Genomic DNA, 25,513 nt, shown 5'->3' with positions numbered 1-25,513 from the left:
GTCAGTGAGCCATCTGTTTCGGTTCTCTTTGGTCAATGGCCAATTGGGCACGGTGTCAACGGTTTGCATCGCCACAGGTGCTTGCCTGGAGGCGTTTCAGGGGCCGTGCCCGCCTTGTATGCAGCTGTGCTTGGTACAGCCATTTGTCCGGAACAGTCAAAGCCCCTCACCAAGTCATCACCGAAAAGCATGGATCTTTCAACATTCATTATCGCGAGAGTGAATATTGTTGACTTTAGATTTCTTCTGGTCTCCTATCCTGCCAACAGCGGGAAAACCCGCGGAACCTCGGGAGGACAATATGACTAATCGCTTCATGGCATCCGTATCGGCAATTTCGCTTCTTGTACTGAGCGCGCCGGCGTTTGCTCAGGACGCTCCGGCACTTGATGCCGGCGACACCACGACAGAAAGCGAAGCACGCCAGGACCGCGTGATCGTTACGGCGACTCGCCGCGAGCAGAGCCTGCAGGATGTGCCGCTCGCCGTGACCGCCTGGCAGCAAGAAGCGCTCAGCGAAAAGGGCATTGTCAGCTATGACGGGCTCGCCCGCGAAACGCCAGGCATCGTGCTCAATCAGCCAACGGCCAACTTCAACACCATTACCACGCGCGGCATCGCAACCAATGGCTACGGCGCCAATCTTCAGGCCGCGACCGCCATTTACATCAATGAGTTGCCGATTTCCAGCAATGGCAACTCCACGATCCTTGATCCAACGCTGTATGACGTCGAGCGCGTTGAAGTGTTGCGCGGGCCGCAGGGTACACTATTTGGCGCGAACTCTCTGTCCGGTGCCGTCCGGATTCTTACAAAAGCCCCGAATCCGAACGAGTTTGAAGCGTCGGCCCTTGTCGATTTCGGCCTTGTCGATGGCGATGCGCTTCGCCAACGTTATAATGGCATGGTCAATCTGCCGCTGGTCGATGACGAGCTGGCGTTGCGTCTTGTTGGTTTCTACCGCGATGAAGATGGCTGGGTGGACAATACCGGCACAGGCATTGAAGGCGCAAATTCGCTCGAATCGATTGGCGGTCGTGCCCATCTGCTTTGGGAGCCGACGAATAATTTCGATATCGGCTTGCTCGTCATACACGAGGACAACAAGCCTGCTGATTCCGGCCTCACCAATCCCGACCGGGGCGACTATATCCGCTTCACCGAGCGGCCTGACCTCTTTCAGTCTAACTTCACCAGCTACAATTTGACCGGCAATTACGAGATGGACTGGGCAACCCTGACCAGTTCGTCGACCTATTCCAAGATTGACGGCAAATTCATCGTCGACCTGGCCGGTACGTTCAACCAGGCTATCCCCTTTGCGCTCGACGCCGTCGGCTATGATGAGAATTTCGTCCAGGAAGCCCGCCTCGCCTCAGCTGATGGCGGCGACTGGGACTGGATCATCGGTGGCTTCCACTTCAACAAGCGGCGCGATATCGACTACGACTACCGCTCCTCGACAGAGTTCCTTCAAGCACGTAATCTCGCTGGGCTTCCGAACGAGTATTATCAGAGCTTCGCAGGCTATTTCGATGCGATCGAATCGGCTGCTTTCGGTGAGCTGACATACCGGTTCTCTGACCAATTCTGGATGACGGGGGGGCTTCGCTACACCGAAACTTCCGTACAGTCCTTCACCCTGCCGGGGGGATACAATTCAAACTATCTGGGCGTCGCTTTGGGCGGATTTACGGATCTCGAGCTGACCGTCTTCCCGGTCGTGGCTGCTGAAGGCCTCAAGGTCAAAGCTGACAACGTTTCCTACAAGGCCAGCGCATCCTGGAAGCCGATGGAGAATCTTACGACTTACGCATCGGTCGCTACAGGCTTCCGTTCGCCGGTTGCAAATGCGCGCGCTGGCGCCGTCAGTGTTGTGAACCCTAACGACCTTGTCATCCCGGACGGCGCGAATTCCGACGAACTGATCAACTATGAAGTCGGCATGAAGGGTACTTTCCTGAATGGGAAGCTGACCTCAAATCTCGCGGCCTATTACATCATCTGGTCAGACATCCAGGTACAGGCCAATCGGCTTTCAGATCAGGTGCAGTTTGCCACCAATATTGGTGAAGCCGTCAGCCAGGGGCTAGAATTCGAAGCCGGCTATTATCCGGGCAACGGATTCAGCCTGTTCGTGAACGGATCTCTAAACGACACCGAAATCACTGAGCTGACGCCTGAGGAAGCCGCGATTTCCGGCGCCGAGCTTGGCCTTCAACTCGCCATGCCGAACTTCCAGGGTGCCGCCACAGCACGCTATGACTACAATGTCGGAGAGATGGAAGCTTTCTTCTCGGGTACAGCTGCATATGTCGGTGATTTCCCGGCCTTGCTGCCAAATGTGCCGGGCCAACCAAATGTGCCGGCCCCGACCTTCGATTATACCGACGCCTACACCGTTGTGAATCTTCAGGCGGGTCTTTCGAAGGATAATTGGCAACTGACTGGCTATGTCGAGAATCTCTTCGACGACAACTCGATCACCTACGTGCACCCGGAATCCTTTGTCGACGCTCGCTATGCGCGCCAGCGCCCACAGACGGTGGGCGTCCGCGTCAGCGTTGAATACTGATTGGGGGCAGGGCTGTGCTGAATATTGGTAGAATGCTGGAGGGCGGCAGAACGCCCCCCGTGTTCGGCAGGGTACTCGCCTCGTCTATCCTTGCGTGGACCCTGCTCTGGCAGGCTGGCTGTGCAGCGAGTGATGGATTGCTGGCGAGCGCCGCCGACCCGAAACCCAACGCCGTCACAGAAGCGCCCGTCGGTTCGCTGCAGGGTGAAGCAGGGGATGGGGTGACTGTCTATCGGGGTATTCCGTTCGCGCTTGCGCCCGTCGGCGAGCGGCGCTGGGCCTTGCCGGAGGCCTTCCCGGACTGGGAAGGCGTCCGCCAGGCAATCGAGTTCGGTCCGGCCTGTCCACAGCCTGGCGCGCGCCCGGGAAGCATCTACTATGAGAAGCTAGGTGAGGTGAGCGAGGATTGCCTTAGCCTCAATGTCTGGGTGCCGGACGGCGCGGATGATGCTCCTGTCTTCGTCTGGATCCATGGCGGCTCGCTGGTTACCGGCACCAGCAGTCAGGCAATGTACGACGGCGCAAACCTTGCCCGTGAAACGGGGCTCGTCGTCGTTACAATCAATTACCGGCTCGGCGTGCTCGGCTATCTTGCCCATCCGGAACTCAGCGCCGAGTCGCCGCAGAATATCTCGGGCAATTATGGCCTGAAAGATCAGGCTGCAGCCCTGAAATGGATCAAGCGCAATATCGCTGCCTTTGGCGGGAACTCGGACAATGTCACAATTGCAGGTGAATCCGCTGGCGCTCTCAGTGTCGTCCTGCTCATGGTCTCGCCAGAAGCGCGCGGTCTGTTCGACAAGGCAATCGCCGAGAGTGCCTATATGGTTTCCATGGCTCCTCTGAGAGGTGCGGTGAGCGGCCATCCGTCAGCTGAAGAAGCAGGCGTTGCCTTTCAGGAAAAGACGAAAGCTGCCTCCTTGGCTGAGCTGCGTGAGATGGACGCCGACGAGTTGGTCTCGATTGCGGGCCGCAACGCCTTCGTCCCGTTCGGCGTTATCGACGATGTCTGGCTGAAAGATCAGATGCCTGCGACGTTCGACAAGGGCGAGCAGGCACAGGTCCCCGTGCTCGCCGGCTTCAATGAGGGCGAGATACGCTCGCTTCGTTTCCTTTTGCCGTCGGTGCCAGGAAGCGACGCCTATGAGACGGCGATCCGGTCCACTCATGGCGAGTTGGCAAACCGTTTCCTTGAGACCTATCCGGCCGACAATCCCGAAGCCAGCATGCTCGCGACCACGCGTGACGCCATGTATGGCTGGACTGCGGAGCGGCTCGTTGCCTCGCAGACGGCGGCTAGCCAGCCCTCCTATTTCTATTTTTTCGATCATACGTATCCGGCCGCCGACAAGCTTGGCCTTCGCGCCTTTCATGCGATGGAAATCCCTTATGTCTTCGGCACGCTTTTCGACATTCCCGAGCCGTGGCCACAGGCTCCGCGCAAGCAGTCCGAACGCGAACTAATGAATGCTATGATGCACTATTGGGCGAGCTTTGCCCGAGAAGGAGCCCCGTCCGCTGAAGGCGCGCCGGACTGGCCGGCCTACGGCAAGGACGCGACCGGCATGGTGTTCTCCGAGGTGCCGAAAGCCTGGCCAGGCCTTGCCCGCGCCCGCTTCGAACTTCACGAAGCGATTGTCTGCCGCAGGCGCGCCCATGGCAGCCTTCAATGGAACTGGAATGTCGGCATCATTTCCCCGCCGCTGCCGCCGGAGGTACCCGCGTGCAATTGACAGACGGCGCCATGCAAGACTTCTCGCTGACACTTGATCGAATGATCGACCATGCAGCGAAGTGGCACCCCACCAAGGATGTGGTCACGCGCCGTTTTGACGGCAGCTTCACCCGCATTGGCTATGCCGCCCTGCGCGAGCGTGCCCGTACGGTGTCTGGGGTGCTGAAAGGACTCGGCATGCAGCGCGGGCATCGCGTGGCGACGCTCGCTTGGAACAGCCAGGCCCACATGGAGTGCTGGTACGGCATCATGGGAATGGGCGCAGTGTGCCATACGCTTAATCCGCGCCTCACCGCAGAGCAGATCGCCTGGATGCTTCAGCAGTCCGGCGCGCGCATTCTGATCGTTAGTGGGGATCTGCTGCCGCTCGCCGCCGAGATCGCAGCAGAAGCCGGAACGCTGGATCATGTACTCATCATCGATCCTGTCGGGCCTGACTGCAGCGCGAATGTGGGGCTGCCGGGGGCCCGTGACCTCGAGGCGACGCTATCCAAGGCCAGTTCTGAAGGTATCATCTGGGGCGACTTTCCAGAGACCACACCGTGTGGCCTCTGCTTCACCTCGGGCACCACGGGACGCCCGAAAGGCGTCACCTACACCCATCGCGGCAGCTATCTGCACACGCTCCGCCAGCTTCAGGCCGATGTCAGCGGGCTCAACTCGCATGATGTCATCATGCCCGTCGTACCGATGTTTCATGCCAACGCCTGGGGCCTGCCATATTCAGCACCAGCGACAGGCGCGCGGCTGGTCTTCTGCGGCCGCCAGGCAGATGGCGCGACCCTCGCCGATCTGATCGTCCGAGAAGGGGTCACCATTGCTGTCGGGGTGCCGACGCTCTGGCTGGACGTCTTCGATCATCTCGATGCAAACGGGTTGGATGTGCCGAGTCTCAGGCGGATCATGGTCGGCGGCGCTCCGATGAGTAGTGCTCTGATGCGCCGGATTGAGGCACGGGGCATCGCCGTCCAGACAACATGGGGCATGACCGAACTCTCTCCACTTGGTACGGCCGCTCCGCCCGGAGATGTCCGCTCATCAGACACGGCAGGCCGTCCGGCGCTTGGCGTCGATCTGATGCTCACCGATCATGAAGGCACGCCCCTCGATGAGCAGCGCGGGCACGAAGGCCATCTCTGGGTGCGCGGCCCTTCCGTAGTCGAGCGCTATTTCGGCCAAGCTGAAGCCGCGACGCGCGATGGCTGGTTCCTGACAGGCGACCTTGCTGAAATCAGTGAAGACGGCCAGCTTTTCATTACGGGCCGGGCCAAGGATCTGATCAAGTCCGGCGGAGAATGGATCAATCCCACCGAGATCGAAGCGCTCGTCTCCGGCCTGCCGGAAGTCGCCTTCGCCGCTGTCGTCGGGCGCGAGCATGAAAAATGGGGCGAGCGCCCTGTACTGCTTGTCCAGTTCCGCGATGGCGAGAGCCTTGAAGATAACAACTTGCTGGAGGCGCTAAGGGATCGTGTGCCCTCCTGGTGGCTGCCTGATGAGGTGATCCGTGTGCCAAGCATGCCACTCGCTGGCACTGGAAAGATCGACAAGATTCGCCTTCGCAGCCTTTATGGATCAGCCTGACACGGGAGGAGCTTACAATTGACACGCTTGAAACCGACCCTCATCGCCGTTGTCCTCGCCGCGCTCACGCTCTCCGGATGCTCGGCCAAAGAGGCTAAGTCCTCCCAGACGGCACTCGCAGAGAAAATCGTCCTGCCGGGCCCTGTTGTCAGCGTCGCGCAGGGCGAGATCGAAGGTGTGAACCAGGACGGCATCAATGTTTTCCGCGGAATTCAGTATGCCGCCCCCCCGGTTGGTGAATTGCGCTGGGCGCCGCCGATTGCGCCTGCTGCGTGGGAGGGGGTTCGCGACGCCAGCGACTTCGGGCCGAGCTGTATTCAGCCGCCGGTGCCGCCTGTCAGCGTCTATTATGATCCGCCAGAAAGCGCGTCGGAGGACTGCCTTTCCCTCAATGTCTGGGCACCTGAACACGCAGAAGATGCGCCGGTCATCGTCTGGATCCACGGCGGATCGCTTCGTATCGGCGGTGCCGCGCAGCCTGTCTATGATGGCACGGCTTATGCCGAGCGGAACGTGGTCTTCGTTTCAATCAACTACCGTCTCGGCGTGCTCGGCTGGCTCGCGCATCCCGAGCTAATTGAGGAGAGCCCGGGGGGACTGTCGGGTAATTATGGCCTGATGGACCAGATTGCCGCGCTCGAATGGGTTCAGGACAATATCGACCAGTTTGGCGGTGACCCGTCCAACGTCACCGTGATGGGCGAATCCGCGGGCGCGCTCAGCGTGACCTATCTGCTCACCAGCCCGCCTGCCGAAGGCCTGTTCGACAAGGCGATCATCCAGTCCACCAATACCCGCAATTTCGCAGAGCTCGGTGAAGCAAGCTACGACCTGCCGGCTGCAGAGATGGAGGGCGTAAACCTGTTCAAGACACTCGAACTGAAAACGCTGGACGCCGCGCGCGCCGCCGACCCGCAGGAGCTCACCAATCGGAGCACAATGGCAGGCTATGCCCCCGCCGGGACGATTGATGGCACTTACGTACCGCGCCAGCTAAATGAGGCATTTGACGATGGCGAATTCGCGAAAGTGCCCGTGCTCGCAGGATTCAATAGCGGCGAAGCGCGCACCTATCGAATGCTCCTGCCCAGGAAGCCGAAGACGCCCGAGGCCTACGAAGACGCGATACGTGCGCGCTATGGTAACGAGGCGGAGGCCTTTCTCGCGCTCTACCCGGCCGATGACATGGAAGAATCCATGCTGGCTGTGAACCGCGACAATGTTTTCGGCTGGTCAACCGAACGTATCGTACGCAGCGCGGCGCAAGCGGGCGAACCCGCCTATCTCTACGTCTTCGATCATTGCTATCCGGCTATGGAAGCGCGCGACCTCTGCGCCTTCCATGCGAGCGAAGTGCCCTTCGTGTTCGGCACGGTCGGCACCCCGGAATCCTATCCGCCGCGATGGCCGCAGCCGGAGGTGGACGAGGTTGAAGCGCTGGCCTCAGTTCTGGTCGACTACTGGGCTTCTTTTGCTTCGACAGGCCGGCCTGAAAGCGCCAATGGGCCTGCCTGGGCGCCCTATAGTGACGACGAGGCCTATCTCCATATCGGGGATAAGCCGGAGCTGCGCCATGACGCCTATTCCGGCATGTTCGAATTCCATGAGGCGCTTTACCAGAAGCGGCGTGCGGCCGGCGAAGGCTGGTTCATGCGCGTCGGGCTGAATGCAGAGCCGATCGAGTAGGCGCGGACAGCCTCAATGGCCGGCCTTGTTCGGCGCAATCAGGGTCATCTCTGTCTCGTAATTGTCGGACCAGTTTTGCGGCGGCAGGGGCAGGGCGCGGCTCTCGCGCTCGCGCGCCGGCGTGAAGGCCGGGCGGGGGTCTGCCGAGCGCACCTGTTCGAGCCAGATGACTCCGTCATATTTGCCGCTGTTTCCGCGGGTTGTGACGAGATCGAGATCGCCATCACCGTCCATGTCGGTCGCAGTGAACGCGTCATACATTCCACGTACGCGCCGCGAAATGTCATGGCGTGTCCACTCCGTCGTCGGATGTCCGGCGTTCTCGAACCACACGATCCGGCCTACCGAAGAAGACGCTGTCACTTTGGGCTCGTCATAGTCGCGCGACGCGCCGGAATAGCCGCCTTCCAGGATATTGAGCCCTGAATAGCCGCCTGTGATTGCGTCGAGGTCACCATCGCCATCAATGTCTGCAAGTTCGATCCCGATGATGACGTCCGGCAAGATGTCGCCGATGCGATAGTGGACCCATGGCTCGTCGAGGCTTTCGGGTTGTTTTAGCCAGCCAAGCGAGGCCATGAGCGGCGAGCCATTCACGGGGAACGGTGTCTCATAAACCGCAACAGCGAGGTCGAGCCTGCCGTCGCCATCAATGTCCTCAAAGTCGCTCTGAAAGGCGCTGGACGTGCGTTGCCAACCTTCGGGCGCTGTGAGGCCGGGTATAATTTCGATCGTGTGCGGCAATACTTCTATGCCGCCTCCCTCGCGCGGACCCGTATTCTCCAGCATTGTCATTGTCTGGTGCAGGCGGGCGGCAGCAAGCACATCCATGTCGCCATCGCCGTCCACATCGACTGGCATGGCCGTGTTAGGCACGACTTCGCGCGAGAGAACCTGCTCTCGCCAGCTTGAAGGCTCAAGCGGGTCGCCCTCAATCAGGAAAAGCGAAGTCGGTCGTGATGCAGAGGGAAGCGATGGATCAATAATGTCTGACGCGCCCTTGTTTGCACCGAGCACATCCATCTTCCCATCGCCATCGACATCGGCGATGAAGGCACGCAGCCAGGAGCCACGATCCTGTGTGACCGGCGGAATGAGGTTCTGCCAGGACTCAGACCGCGCGGCCTCGCCCGGGTTTTGGAAATAGATGAGATGGGCCTCTTCGCAGGCTGCGACGAGATCCGGCCAGCCATCCCCATTTAGATCGCCCACGGCCACGTCTTCGATTGCCGCGACCTCCGCGCCCTCGCCAATCGTTACATTGACCCAGACATCCGGACCATCTGTCGCGAAGGCGATACGCAGATGGTTGGAATCCTCATGGACCGAAACGATGTCGGTCCGACCGTCGCCGTCCATGTCAGCCATTTGGAACCCGTCGCCGCCGCGGATCGGGATGCCGCCATTCATGTCTTCATCATCGACCCGATGCTCGATCCAGGAGATGAACTGCCCGTTCGGCGTTTTCGCCCGTGTCGGCGTGTCGGCGACGCTCATCACTGAAGCTGGCATCTGCGCGCAGGCGGCGAGCGCCAACACTAGCGTGGAGGCGCTCGCGATCCGCATCAGACTTGCCGCCTGGCGATATCTTCGCGGACCTTGTTCGCCGCCAGAATGTAGTGGGTGACCGACCATATCGCCGCGACCGTACCACAGATCAGCATGGCCGTGCCAAGCGGCGCCACCATGCCATTCCGGGTGAAAACATCGCTGAGGAAGCCGACGATGACAGGGCCAAGACCGAGCCCGATCAGGTTCAGCACGAAGAATAGCACCGCCGATGTCATTGCTCGCATCCGTCCGTTGACGAGATTGTGCGAGACGGCCAGCACCGCGCCGAGATAGGCGGCGGAAAGGAAGTGGAAGGGCGCTGTCATGATCAGGGCGAAATAGACCTCGCCGGAGAGCAATATTGCGAGCTGCACCGGAACAAGAAGTGAAGTCAGGATGGCGGGCACCCAGAGATACCAGCGCACATCCTTTGCCCCGAACTTGTCAGCCATCCAGCCGCCGCAGAAGGAGCCAAGCCCGCCGCCAAATCCGGTGGTGAGTGCCATCCAGGCGCCGATCGTGCCGATGTCGAGCTCGTAGGTTCGCAGAAAGTAGGAGGGCAGCCAGTTGCCGATGCCGTAGATGATGAAGGCTTGCATACTGGCGGCCAGCGCAATGTGTCGGAAAGAAATGCGCGACCAGAGTAGTCGGGCCACATCCCCAATCGGTGGGGCAGGCTCGACCGCTTTCGTGTCGCCTTCGGACCAGCCGCGGATCGGTTCACGAACCGTCAGGAGAACGAGCAGGGCGAGTGCGACCCCCGGAATACCGACCACGAAGAAGGCAAGGCGCCAACTGAACGCGTCGGCCAGGAAACCGCCTGCTGCAAAGCCAATCAGGATGCCGATATAGATACCGATGGAATAGACCGACAGGGCAAGCGCCCGATTCTTTGGCTTGAAGATATCCGAAATCATGGAGTGCGCCGGCGGGCTGCCACCCGCCTCGCCGACACCGACACCGACACGCGCGAGCAGAAGATGGGTGTAGTTTGCCGCAAGCCCGCACATGGCGGTCATCACGCTCCAGATCGTCAGCGCGAGGGCGATGATGGTTCGCCGGTTTCCCTTGTCAGCCCAGCGGGCGATTGGAATACCGCAGATGACGTAGAATAGCGCGAAGGCAAAGCCTGTCAGCAGGCCGAGCTGTGTGTCCGAAAGGTTCAGCTCCGCCTTGATCGGCTCCTGCAGGATGACGAGTAGCTGGCGATCAACAAAGTTGAAGACATAAACGACAGTCAGGACCGCCAGCACATAATAGCGATAGAATGGCTGGGTATAAGGGGTATTGGTCGTGTCAGCGTCGTCGTCTGGTGATTTTTCGTGGGCAGTTTCCGCACGTGGCGCATGGATAGTCATATGTCCTCCCGCGGGCTTCAACGTCCCGTCATTTGCTTCGTTCTAGAGGGATCTCCAGAACAAACTTGTATCTGGGAAAGATACTCACTCAAACGAGAGTGAAGTCAATATCCCTATCCATTTGAGCCAGCAATCCTTGGGTTTAGTAGCGGCTTTGATCGCGCGGGCTTGCGCTTCGGAACTAGGCGCTCCGTCCGATATAGCCCAAGCTGGTTGCTACACGGACGGCTTGAGCGCGACCGGAAACCGACAGCTTTTGCCCTGCATTTGTTAGATGAAAGCGAATCGTAGGCACAGAAATTCCCATAATCGTTGCGATCTCGCTGTCCGTTTTGCCAATGGCAGCCCATTTCAGGCACTGAATCTCTCTGCGAGTCAGATCGACCAGTTCTGGGAGGGCAATATGTGAGTCATTTTCCCGGTAGGCGGAGAGAAATTTAAGCGTTAGTTGATGCATGCTTGCAGCGTGCGCTATGAATGTTTTCGCAATGTCCGCAACCGCTTTGTCGCCAGCCCAGACGATCGCGCCCAGCACGCCATAAGGCATGTAACATGGGCAAATAATTGCACTGGCAACCCCGTACGCATCATATTCAGCATTCTCGTTGAAGACGTCCAGCGCTCGGTTCGTTCGCCAGCTCTTCAATGCCTTGCCGTCAAAATAGAAGGGTTCGGCACAGATTCGCGCCGCTTGGACAAATCCTGAGCGGAGGGCGAAAGTGCGATCATCCCAATAGTGGAAATCCGGATCGAACCATTTGAACAGGCTCTCCGCATAAGGCGAGCCATCCTTGTCAAGCATGGGGTTTGGGTCGCTGACATCCGCTGATGCGGCGATGTAGGGAAGACCTGCGCGGTTGCCAAGCTTGACAACTTCCATCGCCAAAGCGTGCACGTGATGCTCTGAGGTTTTCGGACCGGTTACCGATGGGATAGAGGGTTTCATACCTATTGGTTCTGGTAGCTTGAGCCGTGACGGTCGAAGTCGCTAGTGTTCATGGCGACCATGGGAGATATTCGATGAATCTGGGCCTATCTGATAAAGATATCGCGTTCCGCGAGGAAGTGCGAGCCTTCCTTCGCGACAATCTCACGCCAGAACTGGCCGCTGCTGGCAAAAAGGCCACTAGTGTTTTCGTGGAGCCTGAATACACACTCGCCTGGCAAAAGAAATTGCACGCGAAAGGTTGGGCGGCGCCGAGTTGGCCTGAAGCGTATGGTGGGCCCGGCTGGACGGAAATGCAGCGCTACATATTTGCATCGGAATGCGCCATCGCCGGGGCACCTCCGTTGGCACCCATGGGTCTTAACATGGTGGGACCCTGCATCATCGGATACGGGACGCCTGAACAAAAGGCATTCTTCCTGCCGCGTCTGTTGGCGGGGGACGACTATTGGTGCCAAGGGTATTCTGAACCGCAATCAGGGTCCGATCTGGCGTCTCTGTCTCTCAAGGCGGAACGAGATGACGACCATTACATCCTCAATGGATCGAAGATCTGGACGACGCATGCCCACCATGCAAACCGCATGTTCTGTCTCGTGCGAACCGACCACACAGGCAAGCCCCAGCAAGGCATCACCTTCCTCCTTCTCGAGATGTCGGCACCCGGTATCACCGTCGATCCGATCATCACATTGGCGGGCGAACATGAATTGAACCAGGTGTTCTTCGATGATGTCCGCGTTCCGGTGTCGGGCAGGCTTGGCGAGGAAAATGACGGCTGGACCGTCGCGAAGTACCTGCTGGAATTCGAGCGCAGCGGCGGGTCGTCGGCCGGTCTCGAGGCGGCGCTGAATCGACTTCGCGCCCATGTTTTGGAAAGCGGTCTCGAAGAGCCGGGATTACGTACCCGGCTCGAGACAACCGCCATTCTGCTCGACGCCATCCGAGTGACCGAACAGCGCATCGTGGCGTCGCTCAGCGCGGGTCGGCCGCCGGGCCCTGCCGCTTCGATGCTCAAGGTACAAAGAACGGAGATGATGCAGAAGATCGACGAGATCGCGATCGAGGCTGCAGGCCCATATGCGGCTGTTCATGAACCGGCGACCTGGCATCCGGAATCAAATCTGGACCCGGTCGGACCAGATGCGCTCAGCGTCGCCATGGCGAAATACCTCAACAATCGAGCCGGTTCGATTTATGGCGGATCGAATGAGGTCCAGCGCAACATCATGGCCAAGGCGGTGCTTGGATTGTGAGACGGCCCTATCAACCTTGATAGCTTGCCGGGAGTGACCGTTTCCGAGGAACCTCTCCCTACAGCTCCAAACATAGGAGCATAGGGAGGAAAATTTGGAAAACCGGTCTAAGTACTTGAAATCGCTATGCTTGGGAGTCTCACTCATAGCACTCTGGGCAAGCTCGCCCGCCATCGCACAAGAGGCAGACACCCCCTCCGCCGAGAGCAGCGAAGATTCGCAAAGCTCCATGAAGCTGGAGTCCATCACGGTCACGGCCCAGAGGCGGGAAGAATCCGCCAATGATGTCCCGATGTCGATCCAGGCATTTGGCGGGGACCAACTCGATACGCTCAGGGTCAATGAGGTCGATGACCTGCAAGCGCTCGTGCCAAGCTTCTCAGTCTCGCAAAGCTATCAGGGCGTGCCGACCTACACCCTCCGCGGTATCGGCTTCAATACCATCAACGTCTCTGCAACTTCGACCGTCGGCACCTATGTAGATGAAGTTGCCTATCCCTATCCCTTCATGAATTCGGGGCCGATGTTCGATATCGAGCGTATCGAGGTTTTGAAGGGGCCGCAGGGAACTTTGTTTGGCCGCAATACGACGGCGGGTCTGATCAACGTCGTGACGAACAAGCCGGTCGATGAGTTCCAGGCAAGTGTCTCCGCCGACATCGGCAACTACGACACCTGGAATCTCGAAGGCATGGTGAATGTGCCGCTTGCGGAAAACGTTCAGGCGCGTTTCGCGATCCGCAGTGAGAACAGCGACGAAGGTTGGCAGGAGTCGATTTCCCGCGGAGAAGACCGGGGAACGGTCGATAAGCTCGGCTTCCGTGCGGCGCTCGCGATTCAGCCAACAGACAAGCTCGAAATTGATCTGTCCTACAATGGCTGGATCAACAAATCCGACACGATCGCTGGGCAGGCAATTGGCCTGACGCCCAATACCGACCCGACATTCATCGTGCCGGGAACCAACGGCCCGTCGACGGCATCAGGCTTCAACCAACCGGGCCTTGTTGACTTTATCAACAGCAACTTTCCGACCAATGCTGAACAGGCCGACTGGGCACCTTCATACCTGCGGTCAGCCGATATCGGTGCAGGCGAGGGCATTGACGGTCCGCATGAAGAGAATTCGAGCTTCGATGCCATCAAGCTTGGCGTAAGCTATGAGTTCGACAATGAGATGCGGTTGGTGTCACTGACGGGCTATAATAAGCTGGATCGAGAAGCCGTGCTCGATTGGTCTGGCGTGCCGTTTCAGATCCTGCTTCAGGACATCGAAGGCGAGATCAAATCTTTCAGCCAGGAGCTTCGCCTTGAAGGTTCAACCGACAAGGTCGACTGGTTGGTGGGGGCCTATTATGGCAAGGACGAGACCACAGACGGCAACCGCACAATGCTGCGGGACAACGCCAATTCCAACTTTGTAAGTACGGCGGCCTACCTGTTGACGGTTGACCCGACCGCTCTTGGTTTCCCGCCGCAAATGGCTGGTCTCGTCTCCTTGGTAAACGTCGACCCTGAAACAGGTCAGCCCTATTCGGCTGCCGAATTGCTCTCTTCCTTCCAGACCTATTACGATACCGGGGACTTTGAATCGACGACTACCAGCATCTTCGCAAATGCTGATTGGGAATTGACCCCGGAATTTTCCTTGACGACCGGTCTTCGTTATACGGATGACAAGCAGGAATATGTTGGTTGTTCGGGAGACGTGAATGGTTCGATGCAGCCAAACGTCAATGTATTCAACCGCGTTTTCTTCACAGCGATTTACGGTCTGGCTACGCCACCAGCGCCATTGCTCGAAAACGGATGCAATACCTACGACCTTGAGACCAACTCGTTCACTGCGGTGACATCGGACGTTAAGGAAGACAATGTTTCGTGGCGAGTGGTTGGCAATTGGACGCCAGCTTCATTGGAGAACACGCTTTTCTTCGCATCGGTTTCCAAGGGCTACAAGTCCGCCTCAACTCCGGTTAACGCAGCCTCCAAGTCGGAACAGAATGCCCCGGCAACGCAGGAAAGCCTGCTGGCATATGAAGTTGGTGTCAAAGCTGGGCTGTTCGACCAGCGCATGCAAGCGAATGCGTCGCTGTTCTACTACGACTATACTGACAAACAGGTCTCGTCCTTCTTCCCGGACCCAATTTATCGTGCCCTGTCACGCCTTCAGAACGCCCCGGAAGGAGAGGCTTACGGTCTGGATGCGGAGCTGACATGGTTGGTGGCAGAACACCTGACGGCCATTGGCGGCCTGACGCTGCTGCAAACGGAATTCGGATCATTTGAGACGTCTGATGCATTCGGCCTGCCGACCAATCGTCAAGGTGATCCGTTCATGTACAGCCCGGAAACGACCGCCAGCCTGACATTGATGTATGACCGACCCGTTTCGGACACACTGGGTTTCAGAAGTGCGTTGAGCGGACGTTGGCAAAGCGAGTCTACCGCGGGTGATCCAGATGACCCTCAGTATGACATAGACTCCTACGGTGTGCTCAATGGCAGCGTCGGGATCTACTCACTTAACGACAATTGGGAAGTTTCCGTCTGGGGCAAGAACCTGACCGACGAGTACTACTGGCAGCAGATCGCATCCAACGCCAACGTTGTTCTCCGGTTTGCCGGGCGTCCGCGCACGTATGGTGCATCGCTCAGCTATCGCTTCTGATTTCCTCTGAAAACTGGCTGCGCCTCCATATCTGTGGAGGCGCAGCCTTCCTTTTTTAAGTGAATTCAGGAGTGCCGCTGAGAGGTGCCCTGAGAAACCCTTGGGGTCGGGAAAACCAAATTAAACAATCGCGACTATCGGGAGAATTCAAATGAGTCACGAGGGCGCCCTTACGAGCGCGGATTTTGACCAGATGCCAACTCTGGGTGACATCGCGCGCTTCCATGCGCGTGAAAGGCCGGATGCCATTGCGCTGAGCTTTGAGGGGCGGGATACCACCTTTCGTGCTTTTGATCGTCTTACGAACAAAGTTGCAAATGCCTTGATAGCATCCGGCGTGAAGCGGGGTGAGCGCATTGCTTACATTGGCAAGAACAGCGACCACTATTTCGAACTTCTATTCGGGGCCGCCAAGATGGGCGGTGTGACGTTGCCGATTGGATGGCGGCTCGCGCCGACGGAGATGGCCTATATTATCGGAGACGGTGAGGGATCACTCGTTTTTGTTGGTCCTGAAGTTGCTGATCAGGCCAGAGAAGCGCTCGCCGAATTGAAGCATCCCCCAAAAATCATATTCATGGAAGACGCCGGGCCCGAGGGCTTTGTCATTTGGAGGGATAGCGAAAGTGACACAGATCCAAGTGTCCCGATAGCATCGGACGACGTTGCACTCCAATTGTATACATCGGGGACCACAGGCAGGCCAAAGGGCGCCATGCTCAGCCATGACAATCTCCTCGGCGGTCGCCGGGAATCTGTGGAGGCACACCTGCCCTGGAATGAGTGGGGGCCAGACGATGTCAGCCTCGTAGCTATGCCCGTAGGCCATATTGGCGGAACCGGCTGGGGGATTGTGGGCTTGTTCAATGGAGCGAAGGGCATCATCGCCCGAGAGTTCGACCCGTTCCGTGTGCTCGATTATATTGAGCAGGACGGCATCTCAAAAATGTTCATGGTACCTGCCGCGTTGCAGATCGTTGTGAGGCAGCCAAATGCCAGGAGCGTGGACTACTCCCGCCTGAAATACATTTTGTATGGTGCGTCGCCGATCCCTCTCGACCTGCTGCGCGAGTGCATGGAAGTCTTCGGCTGCGGCTTTTGCCAGCAGTACGGCATGACCGAGACGTGCGGAACGATCATCTACTTGCCGCCTGAGGATCATGACCCGAACGGAAACCAGCGGATGCGGGCGGCCGGTATCCCGATGCCGGGGGTGGAAATCCGTATTGAAGACAATGAGGGGAATGTGCTTGCGCCTCATCAGGTAGGCGAGGTTGTGACTCGGTCGCGTGCCAATATGAAGGGCTACTGGAATCTGGATGAGGCGACGCAAAAAACGATCACATCGGACGGATGGCTTCATACAGGAGACGCAGGCTACCTTGATGAGGACGGCTATCTCTACATCCACGATCGCGTGAAGGACATGATCATTTCAGGCGGGGAGAATATCTATCCAGCTGAAGTCGAGAATGCTGTTTACGGCCATCCGGACGTTGCCGAAGTGGCAGTTATCGGCGTGCCAGATGAAAAATGGGGAGAGGCGGTGAAGGCGGTTGTGGCGCTGAAGCCCGGCGCGGCGTCAGATCCGGAATCAATCCTCGCATTCGCGCGTACGAGAATCGCGGCGTTCAAGGCTCCTAAAAGCGTTGACTTTGTCGAGGGTCTTCCCCGCAATGCGTCAGGGAAGATATTGAAACGGCAACTGCGCGAACCCTTTTGGGGCGGTAAAGACAGGGCCGTGAACTAAAAACACTTTGGGAGAAAACCATGGTCATTCAAACCCGCTTAACGAAAGAATTCGGCATCGAGCACCCTATCGTCCAAGGTGGCATGCAATGGGTCGGATACGCAGAAATGGTGGCACCCGTCGCAAATGCTGGAGGACTTGGGTTCCTGACGGCGCTGACCCAACCCACCCCGGAAGACCTTGCTAAAGAGATCGCGCGCACGAAGGAGATGACGGACAAGCCTTTCGGTGTGAACCTCACCATCCTGCCCGCAATCAAGCCACCCCCTATGCCGAATACAGGCAGGCGATCATCGAGGGAGGGATCAAGATCGTCGAGACAGCGGGCTACAAGCCGCAGGAACATATCGACCATTTCAAACAGCATGGCATCAAGGTGATCCACAAATGCACGGCCGTGCGTCATGCGCTGTCAGCCGAGCGGATGGGCGCCGATGCGATCTCGATTGATGGGTTTGAGTGTGCGGGTCATCCAGGGGAGGATGACATTCCCGGCTTGATCCTGATCCCGGCGGCGGCACGCAAGGTCAGTGTCCCAATGCTGGCGTCTGGTGGATTTGCAGATGGCGCGGGGCTCGTCGCAGCCTTGGCGCTCGGCGCCGATGGCGTCAATATGGGGACCCGGTTTTGTGTCACGCAGGAGGCTCCGATTGACGAGGCGTTCAAGCGACAAATGGTTGAGAATGATGAGCGCATGACCAATCTGATCTTCCGGACGCTACACAATACGGCCCGGGTCATGAAAAATGCCGTGAGCGATGAGGTCGTGGAAATCGAGCGCAAGGGCGGCGCAAAGTTCGAAGACGTCCAGCACCTGGTTGCGGGAGTTCGCGGGCGAAAGGCCATGGCGGATGGAGACACGGATGGGGGAATCTGGTCGGCCGGCATGGTGCAGGGGCTGATCAACGATATTCCAACCGTGAAGGAACTTATCGACGGTATCGTTTCTGACGCAGAGTCGATCATTCATGGACGCCTGGACAGGATGACAGTCTGATTAGCACGACTGTGTGGGGCCCCTTGGGCTCTGAGGCTATATTGTTGGATCACGCTCGTCATAAGCGAGATGTGGAGCGAAAGATCCAGTTTACTCGTCACCGGTTGAAAGCCTCCCTGGTTTGATAGGGAGGTGGCTTATTGAATGTCTTCTCGACGCAATCGATAAAAAAGAGAAGCAAACGCAATGAGGCGAATACAAATGGACAGTCGGGGACTGGGTGCAACGCGGGCACATTCTCGCCTGTAAATTGGATCGGTGTGACTGATTGTTGTGCAAGCGAAGGGCGCCAAGCATTAGTTCTCTATTGTTTTGCACTATCCGCTTGTCTTCCATCTTTGTCTCTGATCGGTAATAGTCATGACGATGCCGTCATAGGTCATTTCGACGTCCGCCGATGGACTTTCGAGTGTAGAGCGACCGGCCAAGCTGCGCCGGTTCTGTTCCTCAAAGTTATCAAGCCCGAGCCGTTTGGGCTGGGCAAACCATCGCGGACCTTCATCATGATCTCATATTCAGACACTACTCTTTCCTCTCCCCAGCGCGGCGTATTCGCCGGATCCGCCGCGCTCCTTGCCTGTTTGCTCGCTGCCTGTGGTGGCCCGAGTACAGATGCTCCGTCAAGTTCCCCCAGTTCATCCGAGTCGACAGCCTTGGTTATCCCGATGGAAGGGCTTGAGAAAACCGAGCTTACCTTCGGCTTCATCAAGCTTACCGACATGGCCCCGTTGGCGATTGCCTATGAGAAGGGCTTTTTTGAAGATGAGGGGCTGTATGTAACACTTGAGCCGCAAGCAAACTGGAAGGTCCTGCTGGATAGGGTCATCGACGGCGAGTTGTCGGGCGCGCACATGCTGGCGGGCCAGCCACTGGCGGCGACCATCGGCTACGGCACAAAAGCCCATATCGTCACGCCGTTCTCCATGGATCTGAACGGCAACGGTATTACTGTCTCAAACGAAGTCTGGGAAAAGATGCGTCCTAATATTCCGAGCATGGAAGACGGGCGCCCGGTGCATCCCATCAGCGCCAGCGCTCTGAAACCTGTGGTCGAGGAATATGCCGCTGATGGCAAGCCGTTCAACATGGGCATGGTGTTCCCAGTCTCTACGCACAATTACGAGCTGCGCTACTGGCTGGCTTCGGGGGGCATCCACCCGGGCTTTTATTCGCCCGATGATGTGTCGGGCCAGATTCAGGCCGACGCCCTCTTGTCTGTCACACCCCCACCTCAAATGCCCGCAACGCTCGAAGCTGGCACGATTTACGGATACTGCGTGGGTGAACCATGGAACCAGCAAGCAGTCTTCAAGGGGATCGGCGTGCCGGTCATCACGGATTACGAAATCTGGAAAGACAATCCGGAAAAAGTCTTCGGCATTACCGCTGAATTCGCGGAAGAAAATCCAGTGACGACGAAGGCAGTTACACGCGCCCTTATCCGGGCAGCTATGTGGCTGGACGAAAATGACAACGCGAACCGGGCTGAAGCGGTGGAGATTCTGGCGCGTTCCGAATATGTCGGCGCGGACGCGGATGTGATCGCCAATTCGATGACGGGCACGTTCGAATATGAGCGTGGCGACAAGCGTGAGGTGCCAGACTTCAATGTCTTCTTCCGCTATAATGCAACGTACCCATACTATTCGGATGCGGTCTGGTATCTTAGCCAGATGCGGCGGTGGGGTCAGATCTCCGACAGCAAAGATGATGCGTGGTACGACGCGACGGCGCGCGAAGTTTACAGGCCGGACATATATCTCGAGGCCGCCCAGTCCCTGGTTGATGATGGCTTGGCGGACGCTGCTGATTTCCCCTGGGAAACAGATGGTTACAAGCCAGTCACATCAGACTTCATTGATGGCGTCTCTTATGACGGACGCCAGCCGAATGCGTACCTTGAAAGCCTGACGATAGGGCTGAAGTCCAGCCAGACCGTTGCTGCGGGCGAAGTCATCGAATGACCAGCGGGCTAGAGCGGGCCACCAGATTGCCGGCCCATGTTCTCAAATTTTCCAACCATCGGAGTCAATAAGATGGGAAGTATTGTTTTCAACAAGGTTGACGCATCTGTCGATGAGCAGGTCGTTGGGAGCCCTTCCGAGATCACCCGCGAAGTCTCCGAAAAGGAGGGCGCAGACTCAAAGAGCGAACGTCAGGAAAAAGTATTCTCGGGCATTAACAAGGCTTCGAAATTTCTTGATGTGTTTGCATTGTCCTGGGTGACGCCGCTGCTCATGATGGCCGCAGGTGACAGTCCGAAGCGAAACCTGCCATTATTGGGCCAGCGGCTTGTCGTGCCGATCGTTGCTATTCTGACCTTTCTGGCGGCGTGGGCTGTTCTGGCGCCCCAGGTCAAGACATCGCTTGGTGCGATCCCCGGGCCAGCCCAGGTTTGGGAGCAGGCGGTGGTGCTTCACAAGGATCATCTGCAGGAAAAGCAGAAAGCCGGACAATTCTATGAGCGTCAGGCTGCACGCAATGACGCCCTGATCGCGGCCGGGCGTGAAGGCGATGTGTCCCGCGTTTCCTATACGGGCAAACAGACTTTTTACCAGCAGATATGGACAAGCCTTCAGACGGTCTTTTTCGGCTTTTTTCTGGCCGTGGTGATCGCGGCTCCCCTTGGCATCGTGATGGGCATGTCGTCGACCATGAATGCGGCGTTCAATCCTCTGATCCAGATATTCAAACCGGTGTCGCCGCTGGCCTGGCTCCCCATTGTCACCATGATTGTCTCTGCGACCGTTGCGACAGATTCCGGGATTTCGAAGTCTTTTCTGACGTCGGCAATCACGGTGACCCTGTGTTCCCTGTGGCCCACATTGATCAACACGGCGCTTGGCGTGGCATCTGTAGACAAGGATCTCGTCAATGTGGGCAAGGTTTTGAAACTGAAGCCACACACCCAAATCACAAAACTCATCCTGCCATCTGCGTTGCCGCTTATCTTTACAGGTATGCGCCTGTCCCTGGGTGTTGGCTGGATGGTTTTGATTGCAGCGGAGATGCTTGCGCAGAATCCGGGATTAGGAAAATTTGTGTGGGATGAATTCCAGAATGGGTCGTCGCAATCACTGGCCAAGATCATTGTCGCAGTTCTGACGATCGGGATTATCGGCTTCCTGCTCGACCGGGTCATGTACGCCTTGCAGACCATGTTCACGCATACCAGCACGCGATAGAGGAAAGAGAATATGTCGATCCTTGAGCTGAAGAATGTATCGAAATGGTTTGGTGACGATTCTGATCGCGTAGATGTCCTCCATGACATTGATCTGGCTGTGGAAGAAGGGGAGTTCGTCGCGATTGTCGGGTTCTCCGGGTCTGGAAAATCAACCCTTATCAGTCTCATGGCTGGTCTCGAATTTCCGAACAGGGGTGAAGTAACTTTTCGGGGAGAAACTGTTGAAGGACCTGCACCGGACCGGGCCGTCTGCTTCCAGAGCTATTCGCTGATGCCGTGGATGACTGTGAAGGAGAACATTCTCCTGGCTGTTGATGCGGTGTTCGGAAAGGAAAGCAAAGCAGAGCGCAATGCACGGGCGCAAAAGTACATCGACATGGTCAGCCTCAGCCATGCCGTCGACCGGCGCCCGGCAGAGCTTTCAGGCGGTATGCGCCAGAGAGTGGCGGTCGCCCGGTCGCTCGCCATGGATCCGGAAGTCCTGCTGCTGGACGAGCCTCTGTCGGCCCTTGATGCACTTACACGGGCTAACCTTCAGGATGAGATCACCTCCATCTGGGAACAGGACCGGAAGACGGTCGTCCTCATCACAAATGATGTGGATGAAGCCCTGCTTCTGGCGGATCGTATCATCCCTCTGAACCCGGGACCGAACGCGACCTTCGGACCATCATTCAAAGTAGATTTGCCGCGCCCGCGAGATCGCACCGCCATGAATCATGACGAGACGTTCAAGACGCTTCGCCGCGACGTTACCGCATATTTGATGGATGTCGGAATTGCGAAGAAGCGGGCCCAAGTCGAGCCACCCTTGCCGGAGGTGACCCCAATCACATTGGGCAAGCCAAAAGCATACCGTGAGGCATCTGAAACCTCAGGCTTCAACGATGATCGCTTTCTTGAATATTCCCAGGTGAGCAAAGTTTATCCTACACCCAAGGGGCCACTCACCGTGGTCGACGGGTTCGATATCAAAGTGAGGAAGGGTGAGTTTGTTTCGATTATTGGTCATTCGGGGTGTGGCAAGTCCACTGTCCTGACGATGACGGCCGGTCTGAACGAGGTCAGCCGTGGCGGGATCATTCTGGACAATCGGGAAGTTGCGGCGGCCGGCCCGGATCGGGCCGTGGTTTTTCAGGCTCCCTCTCTGTTTCCCTGGCTGACAGCAAAGCAGAACGTCGCCGTAGGCGTGGACCGTGTTTACCCAGATGCAACTCGCGAAGAGCGCGAGCAGGTGGTGGAATACTACCTGCACAAGGTTGGCCTGGGCGAAGCCATGGACAAGCTGGGGGCGGATCTCTCGAACGGGATGAGACAGCGTGTTGGCATTGCTCGCGCTTTCGCTCTTTCGCCCAAATTGTTGTTACTGGATGAACCTTTCGGGATGCTTGATAGCCTGACGCGCTGGGAGCTTCAGGAAGTGCTCATGGAAGTGTGGCAGCGCACACAGGTTACAGCCGCGTGTGTGACGCATGATGTGGATGAAGCCATCCTGCTTGCGGACCGGGTCATCATGATGACCAATGGACCGAATGCGCGGATCGGGAAGGTCATGGAAGTTGATATCCCGCGCCCCCGCACGCGCAAGGCTTTGCTCGAACATCCGGACTATTACCACTACCGCGAACAGGTTCTGAGTTTCCTCGAAGAGTATGAGAAGGGCGCTCACAGCTCCAAATCAGATTCGGAATCAAAGCCTGAGTCAGAGACGGAGGCGGCGTAATGTTCAGATCGTCCGTCTTCAAACAAATAGTGACTGAGGGGGAATAAAACATGCCCCAGGAAAAACTTGTGATTATTGGTGCGGGGATGGCAGCCGGACGGTTGCTGGAAAACCTCGTACAGGCCGCACCGGACCGCTTTAGCGTTACGTTGTTCAATGCGGAGCCACGCGGAACCTATAACCGGATCATGCTGTCTCCCGTCCTCTCGGGCGAAAAGACCTATCAGGAAATCGTCACTCATGACGATGACTGGTATGCTGGGCATAGAGTTAATTGCCGGTTCGGCGAAAAGGTTCTGGAAGTGGATCGGAAACGGAAAGTCGTCATCGGTGAAAAAGGCGATGTCCCGTATGATCGACTTGTCATCGCGACTGGATCAAATCCGTTTATCATTCCATTACCCGGTCACGACCTACCTGGTGTTATCGCGTACCGCGACCTGGACGACACCCACACGATGATTGAGGCTTGCCAGCCGGCTTCAAGGGCGGTGGTGATCGGCGGCGGCCTCCTTGGGCTGGAGGCTGCCGCCGGTCTGCGTCTGAGAGGAATGGACGTCACGGTTATTCACCTCGCGCCGACATTGATGGAACGCCAACTGGATCCGTCCGCAGGGTATCTCCTGGAAAAGGAGCTCGCCAATAGGGGCATTACGATCCTGACAGGGGCGAATACCAAGGAGATCTATGGGGACGGCAAGGTTGACGGAGTACGACTGGCAGACGGAACGGAGATTCCTGCCAGCCTCGTCGTCATGGCGGTTGGAATTCGGCCAAATATCGAGGTTGGCAAGCTAGCCGGTCTGGAAGTCGGCCGGGGCATCAAGGTCAATGGCGTGATGCAAACGTCCGACCCGAACATCTATTCCGTTGGAGAATGCGTCGAGTTCGATGGAAATTGCTATGGGCTTGTCGCCCCCTTGTTCGAACAGGCGCAGATTTGCGCAAAAGTAATGACGGGACAGGGGAAAACGGAATTCTCCCATTCTGAGACCGCAACAAAGCTGAAGGTCACTGGGGTAGATTTGTATTCCGCAGGAGATTTTGCTGAAGGAGATAATCGCGACGAAATTGTGTACCGAGATCCTGGGCGCGGTATCTACAAGCGCCTGATCCTCGAAGAAGGGCGACTGATCGGGGCTGTTCTATATGGAGAAACATCCGATGGAGCATGGTTTTTCGACAAGATAAAAAAGGCGGAATTCATAGAGGAGGATGAACGCGACACGCTCATATTTGGACAATCCTATGCCGGAGGGACTCCCCTGGACCCTATGGCGGCCGTTGCAGCCTTGCCGGATGAGGCAGAGATCTGTGGTTGTAACGGCGTTTCCAAGGGACAGATCCTTTCGGCTATCGACGAGAACGGGCTTGCCGACCTGGATGGCGTAAGAGCTTGTACCAAGGCGTCGTCATCATGCGGAACGTGCACGGGTCTGGTGGAAAGTCTGCTAGCCTTCAAGTTGGGAGATGCGTTCACGGCTTCCGCTAAGCGCACGGTTTGCCAGTGCACGGATCTAGGCCATGATGATGTGCGGCGTTTGATTGCCTCTCAGGACTTGAGATCCATTCCTGCCATCATGCAGGAGCTGGGCTGGAAAACATCTTGTGGGTGCGCCAAGTGTCGACCAGCGCTCAATTTCTATCTTTTGGCAGCATGGCCAGGCGAGTATGTCGACGATAATCAGTCTCGCTTCATCAATGAGCGCGTCCACGCGAATATTCAGAAAGACGGGACTTATTCTGTCGTACCTCGCACTTGGGGCGGCGTGACCACAGCAAGTGAGTTGCGAGCGATCGCAGACGTTGTGGACAAGTTCGATATTCCTACGGTGAAATATACAGGCGGGCAGCGCATCGACATGTTGGGCGTGAAGAAAGAAGACCTCCCAGCTGTATGGGCAGATCTGAATGCGGCGGGCATGGTCTCGGGCCATGCATACGGAAAATCCCTGCGCACGGTGAAAACATGCGTCGGAACCGACTGGTGCCGGGTCGGAACGCAGGATTCGACCGGCCTTGGGATCAAGCTTGAAAAGCTCATGTGGGGATCGTGGACCCCCCACAAGGTGAAGCTGGCTGTTTCCGGATGCCCTCGAAACTGTGCGGAAGCCACTTGCAAGGATATTGGTGTGGTTTGCGTTGACAGTGGATACGAAATTCACTTCGCCGGCGCGGCCGGTATGGAGGTCAAGGCTACGGAATTGCTGACAAAGGTCACCGACGAAGCAGAGGCGATCGAAATGTGTACGGCCGTGCTCCAGCTCTATCGCGAGCAGGGCTTCTATCTTGAGCGCATCTACAAATGGGCCGCGCGGGTCGGCATCGACCGGGTTCAGGCGCAAATTGTCGAAGACGCTGAAAACCGGGCAAATCTGGTCGAGCGCTTCGCATACTCCCAGCGTTTCGCTCAAATCGATCCCTGGGCAGAGCGGGCTACAGGCGGGGTTGATGCGCACGAATTCAAAAAACTCGAACCGGTGGGATAGATCGAATG

14 protein-coding genes and 1 pseudogene are annotated in these 25,513 nt (G+C 57.4%); 12 read left to right on the top strand and 3 right to left on the bottom strand.

The genetic code is table 11. The features are described 5' to 3' along the window. The first annotated feature begins 301 nt into the window (after positions 1-301). From B2344_RS09770 to B2344_RS09755, 4 genes are read left to right on the top strand one after another with little or no spacing between them, the layout of a single operon-like run. Positions 302-2,575 (top strand): TonB-dependent receptor, encoded by a 2,274-nt coding sequence (locus B2344_RS09770; protein WP_290485117.1) that lies wholly within the window; start codon positions 302-304, stop codon positions 2,573-2,575. A gap of 59 nt (positions 2,576-2,634) precedes the next feature. After that, positions 2,635-4,308, top strand: a complete 1,674-nt coding sequence (locus B2344_RS09765) for a carboxylesterase/lipase family protein (RefSeq protein WP_290485116.1) — start codon at positions 2,635-2,637, stop codon at positions 4,306-4,308. Then, complete coding sequence (locus tag B2344_RS09760) at positions 4,305-5,891, top strand: AMP-binding protein (RefSeq protein ID WP_349679792.1); 1,587 nt, start codon at positions 4,305-4,307, stop codon at positions 5,889-5,891. Before B2344_RS09765 ends, B2344_RS09760 begins: the two co-directional genes overlap by 4 nt. A gap of 18 nt (positions 5,892-5,909) precedes the next feature. Continuing rightward, entirely contained in the window at positions 5,910-7,577 is a 1,668-nt protein-coding gene (locus tag B2344_RS09755) for a carboxylesterase/lipase family protein (protein WP_290485114.1), read from the top strand. A 12-nt stretch (positions 7,578-7,589) separates the two neighbouring features. Here B2344_RS09755 and B2344_RS09750 read toward each other — a convergent pair whose 3' ends face one another. The 3 genes from B2344_RS09750 to B2344_RS09740 form a co-directional block, all read right to left on the bottom strand. Next, positions 7,590-9,143, bottom strand: a complete 1,554-nt coding sequence (locus B2344_RS09750; RefSeq protein ID WP_290485113.1) for an FG-GAP repeat domain-containing protein — start codon at positions 9,141-9,143, stop codon at positions 7,590-7,592. After that, positions 9,143-10,486 carry a spinster family MFS transporter gene (locus B2344_RS09745; RefSeq protein WP_206993102.1) on the bottom strand — a complete coding sequence of 448 codons (1,344 nt, stop codon included), beginning with the start codon at positions 10,484-10,486 and terminating at the stop codon, positions 9,143-9,145. The genes B2344_RS09750 and B2344_RS09745 overlap by 1 nt, the downstream gene beginning before the upstream one ends. A gap of 181 nt (positions 10,487-10,667) precedes the next feature. Continuing rightward, positions 10,668-11,432 carry a helix-turn-helix transcriptional regulator gene (locus tag B2344_RS09740; protein WP_290483353.1) on the bottom strand — a complete coding sequence of 255 codons (765 nt, stop codon included), beginning with the start codon at positions 11,430-11,432 and terminating at the stop codon, positions 10,668-10,670. Positions 11,433-11,506: 74 nt separating this feature from the next. Here B2344_RS09740 and B2344_RS09735 point away from each other — a divergent pair, with 74 nt between their 5' ends. The 8 genes and pseudogenes from B2344_RS09735 (at position 11,507) to nirB (ending at position 25,505) form a co-directional block, all read left to right on the top strand. Then, complete coding sequence (locus B2344_RS09735) at positions 11,507-12,688, top strand: acyl-CoA dehydrogenase family protein (protein ID WP_290485112.1); 1,182 nt, start codon at positions 11,507-11,509, stop codon at positions 12,686-12,688. 130 nt (positions 12,689-12,818) lie between these two features. Further along, complete coding sequence (locus B2344_RS09730; RefSeq protein WP_290485111.1) at positions 12,819-15,359, top strand: TonB-dependent receptor; 2,541 nt, start codon at positions 12,819-12,821, stop codon at positions 15,357-15,359. Positions 15,360-15,510: 151 nt separating this feature from the next. Beyond that, entirely contained in the window at positions 15,511-17,109 is a 1,599-nt protein-coding gene (locus tag B2344_RS09725) for a fatty acid--CoA ligase (RefSeq protein WP_290485110.1), read from the top strand. Positions 17,110-17,129: 20 nt separating this feature from the next. Beyond that, a pseudogene (locus tag B2344_RS09715) lies at positions 17,130-18,106 on the top strand (NAD(P)H-dependent flavin oxidoreductase). 665 nt (positions 18,107-18,771) lie between these two features. Continuing rightward, a complete protein-coding gene (locus tag B2344_RS09710; protein WP_349679726.1) occupies positions 18,772-20,070 on the top strand; it encodes a CmpA/NrtA family ABC transporter substrate-binding protein in 1,299 nt (432 codons plus the stop codon). Positions 20,071-20,142: 72 nt separating this feature from the next. Continuing rightward, positions 20,143-21,291 carry an ABC transporter permease gene (locus B2344_RS09705; RefSeq protein ID WP_290485107.1) on the top strand — a complete coding sequence of 383 codons (1,149 nt, stop codon included), beginning with the start codon at positions 20,143-20,145 and terminating at the stop codon, positions 21,289-21,291. A gap of 12 nt (positions 21,292-21,303) precedes the next feature. Continuing rightward, on the top strand, positions 21,304-23,016 hold the full coding sequence (locus B2344_RS09700; RefSeq protein ID WP_290485106.1) for an ABC transporter ATP-binding protein: 1,713 nt from the start codon (positions 21,304-21,306) through the stop codon (positions 23,014-23,016). A 50-nt stretch (positions 23,017-23,066) separates the two neighbouring features. After that, positions 23,067-25,505, top strand: coding sequence for a nitrite reductase large subunit NirB (gene nirB / locus B2344_RS09695; protein ID WP_290485105.1), 2,439 nt, complete (start codon positions 23,067-23,069; stop codon positions 25,503-25,505). Positions 25,506-25,513: the final 8 nt, after the last annotated feature.

Origin of the sequence: Hyphomonas sp. UBA3195 (genome assembly GCF_002366485.1) — a bacterium.
Taxonomy (GTDB): Bacteria; Pseudomonadota; Alphaproteobacteria; order Caulobacterales; family Hyphomonadaceae; genus Hyphomonas.
The sequence above is the reverse complement of the archived record's forward strand: the minus strand, read 5'-3'. Positions and strand labels throughout refer to the sequence as shown.

Bases quoted from the DNA above. Each gene is read 5' to 3' on its own strand.
- B2344_RS09770 (WP_290485117.1), top strand. From the start codon at position 302: ATGACTAATCGCTTCATGGCATCCGTATCGGCAATTTCGCTTCTTGTA.
- B2344_RS09750 (WP_290485113.1), bottom strand. From the start codon at position 9,143: ATGCGGATCGCGAGCGCCTCCACGCTAGTGTTGGCGCTCGCCGCCTGC.
- B2344_RS09745 (WP_206993102.1), bottom strand. From the start codon at position 10,486: ATGACTATCCATGCGCCACGTGCGGAAACTGCCCACGAAAAATCACCA.
- B2344_RS09740 (WP_290483353.1), bottom strand. From the start codon at position 11,432: ATGAAACCCTCTATCCCATCGGTAACCGGTCCGAAAACCTCAGAGCAT.
- B2344_RS09735 (WP_290485112.1), top strand. From the start codon at position 11,507: ATGAATCTGGGCCTATCTGATAAAGATATCGCGTTCCGCGAGGAAGTG.
- B2344_RS09725 (WP_290485110.1), top strand. From the start codon at position 15,511: ATGAGTCACGAGGGCGCCCTTACGAGCGCGGATTTTGACCAGATGCCA.
- B2344_RS09710 (WP_349679726.1), top strand. From the start codon at position 18,772: ATGGAAGGGCTTGAGAAAACCGAGCTTACCTTCGGCTTCATCAAGCTT.
- B2344_RS09705 (WP_290485107.1), top strand. From the start codon at position 20,143: ATGGGAAGTATTGTTTTCAACAAGGTTGACGCATCTGTCGATGAGCAG.
- B2344_RS09700 (WP_290485106.1), top strand. From the start codon at position 21,304: ATGTCGATCCTTGAGCTGAAGAATGTATCGAAATGGTTTGGTGACGAT.
- nirB (WP_290485105.1), top strand. From the start codon at position 23,067: ATGCCCCAGGAAAAACTTGTGATTATTGGTGCGGGGATGGCAGCCGGA.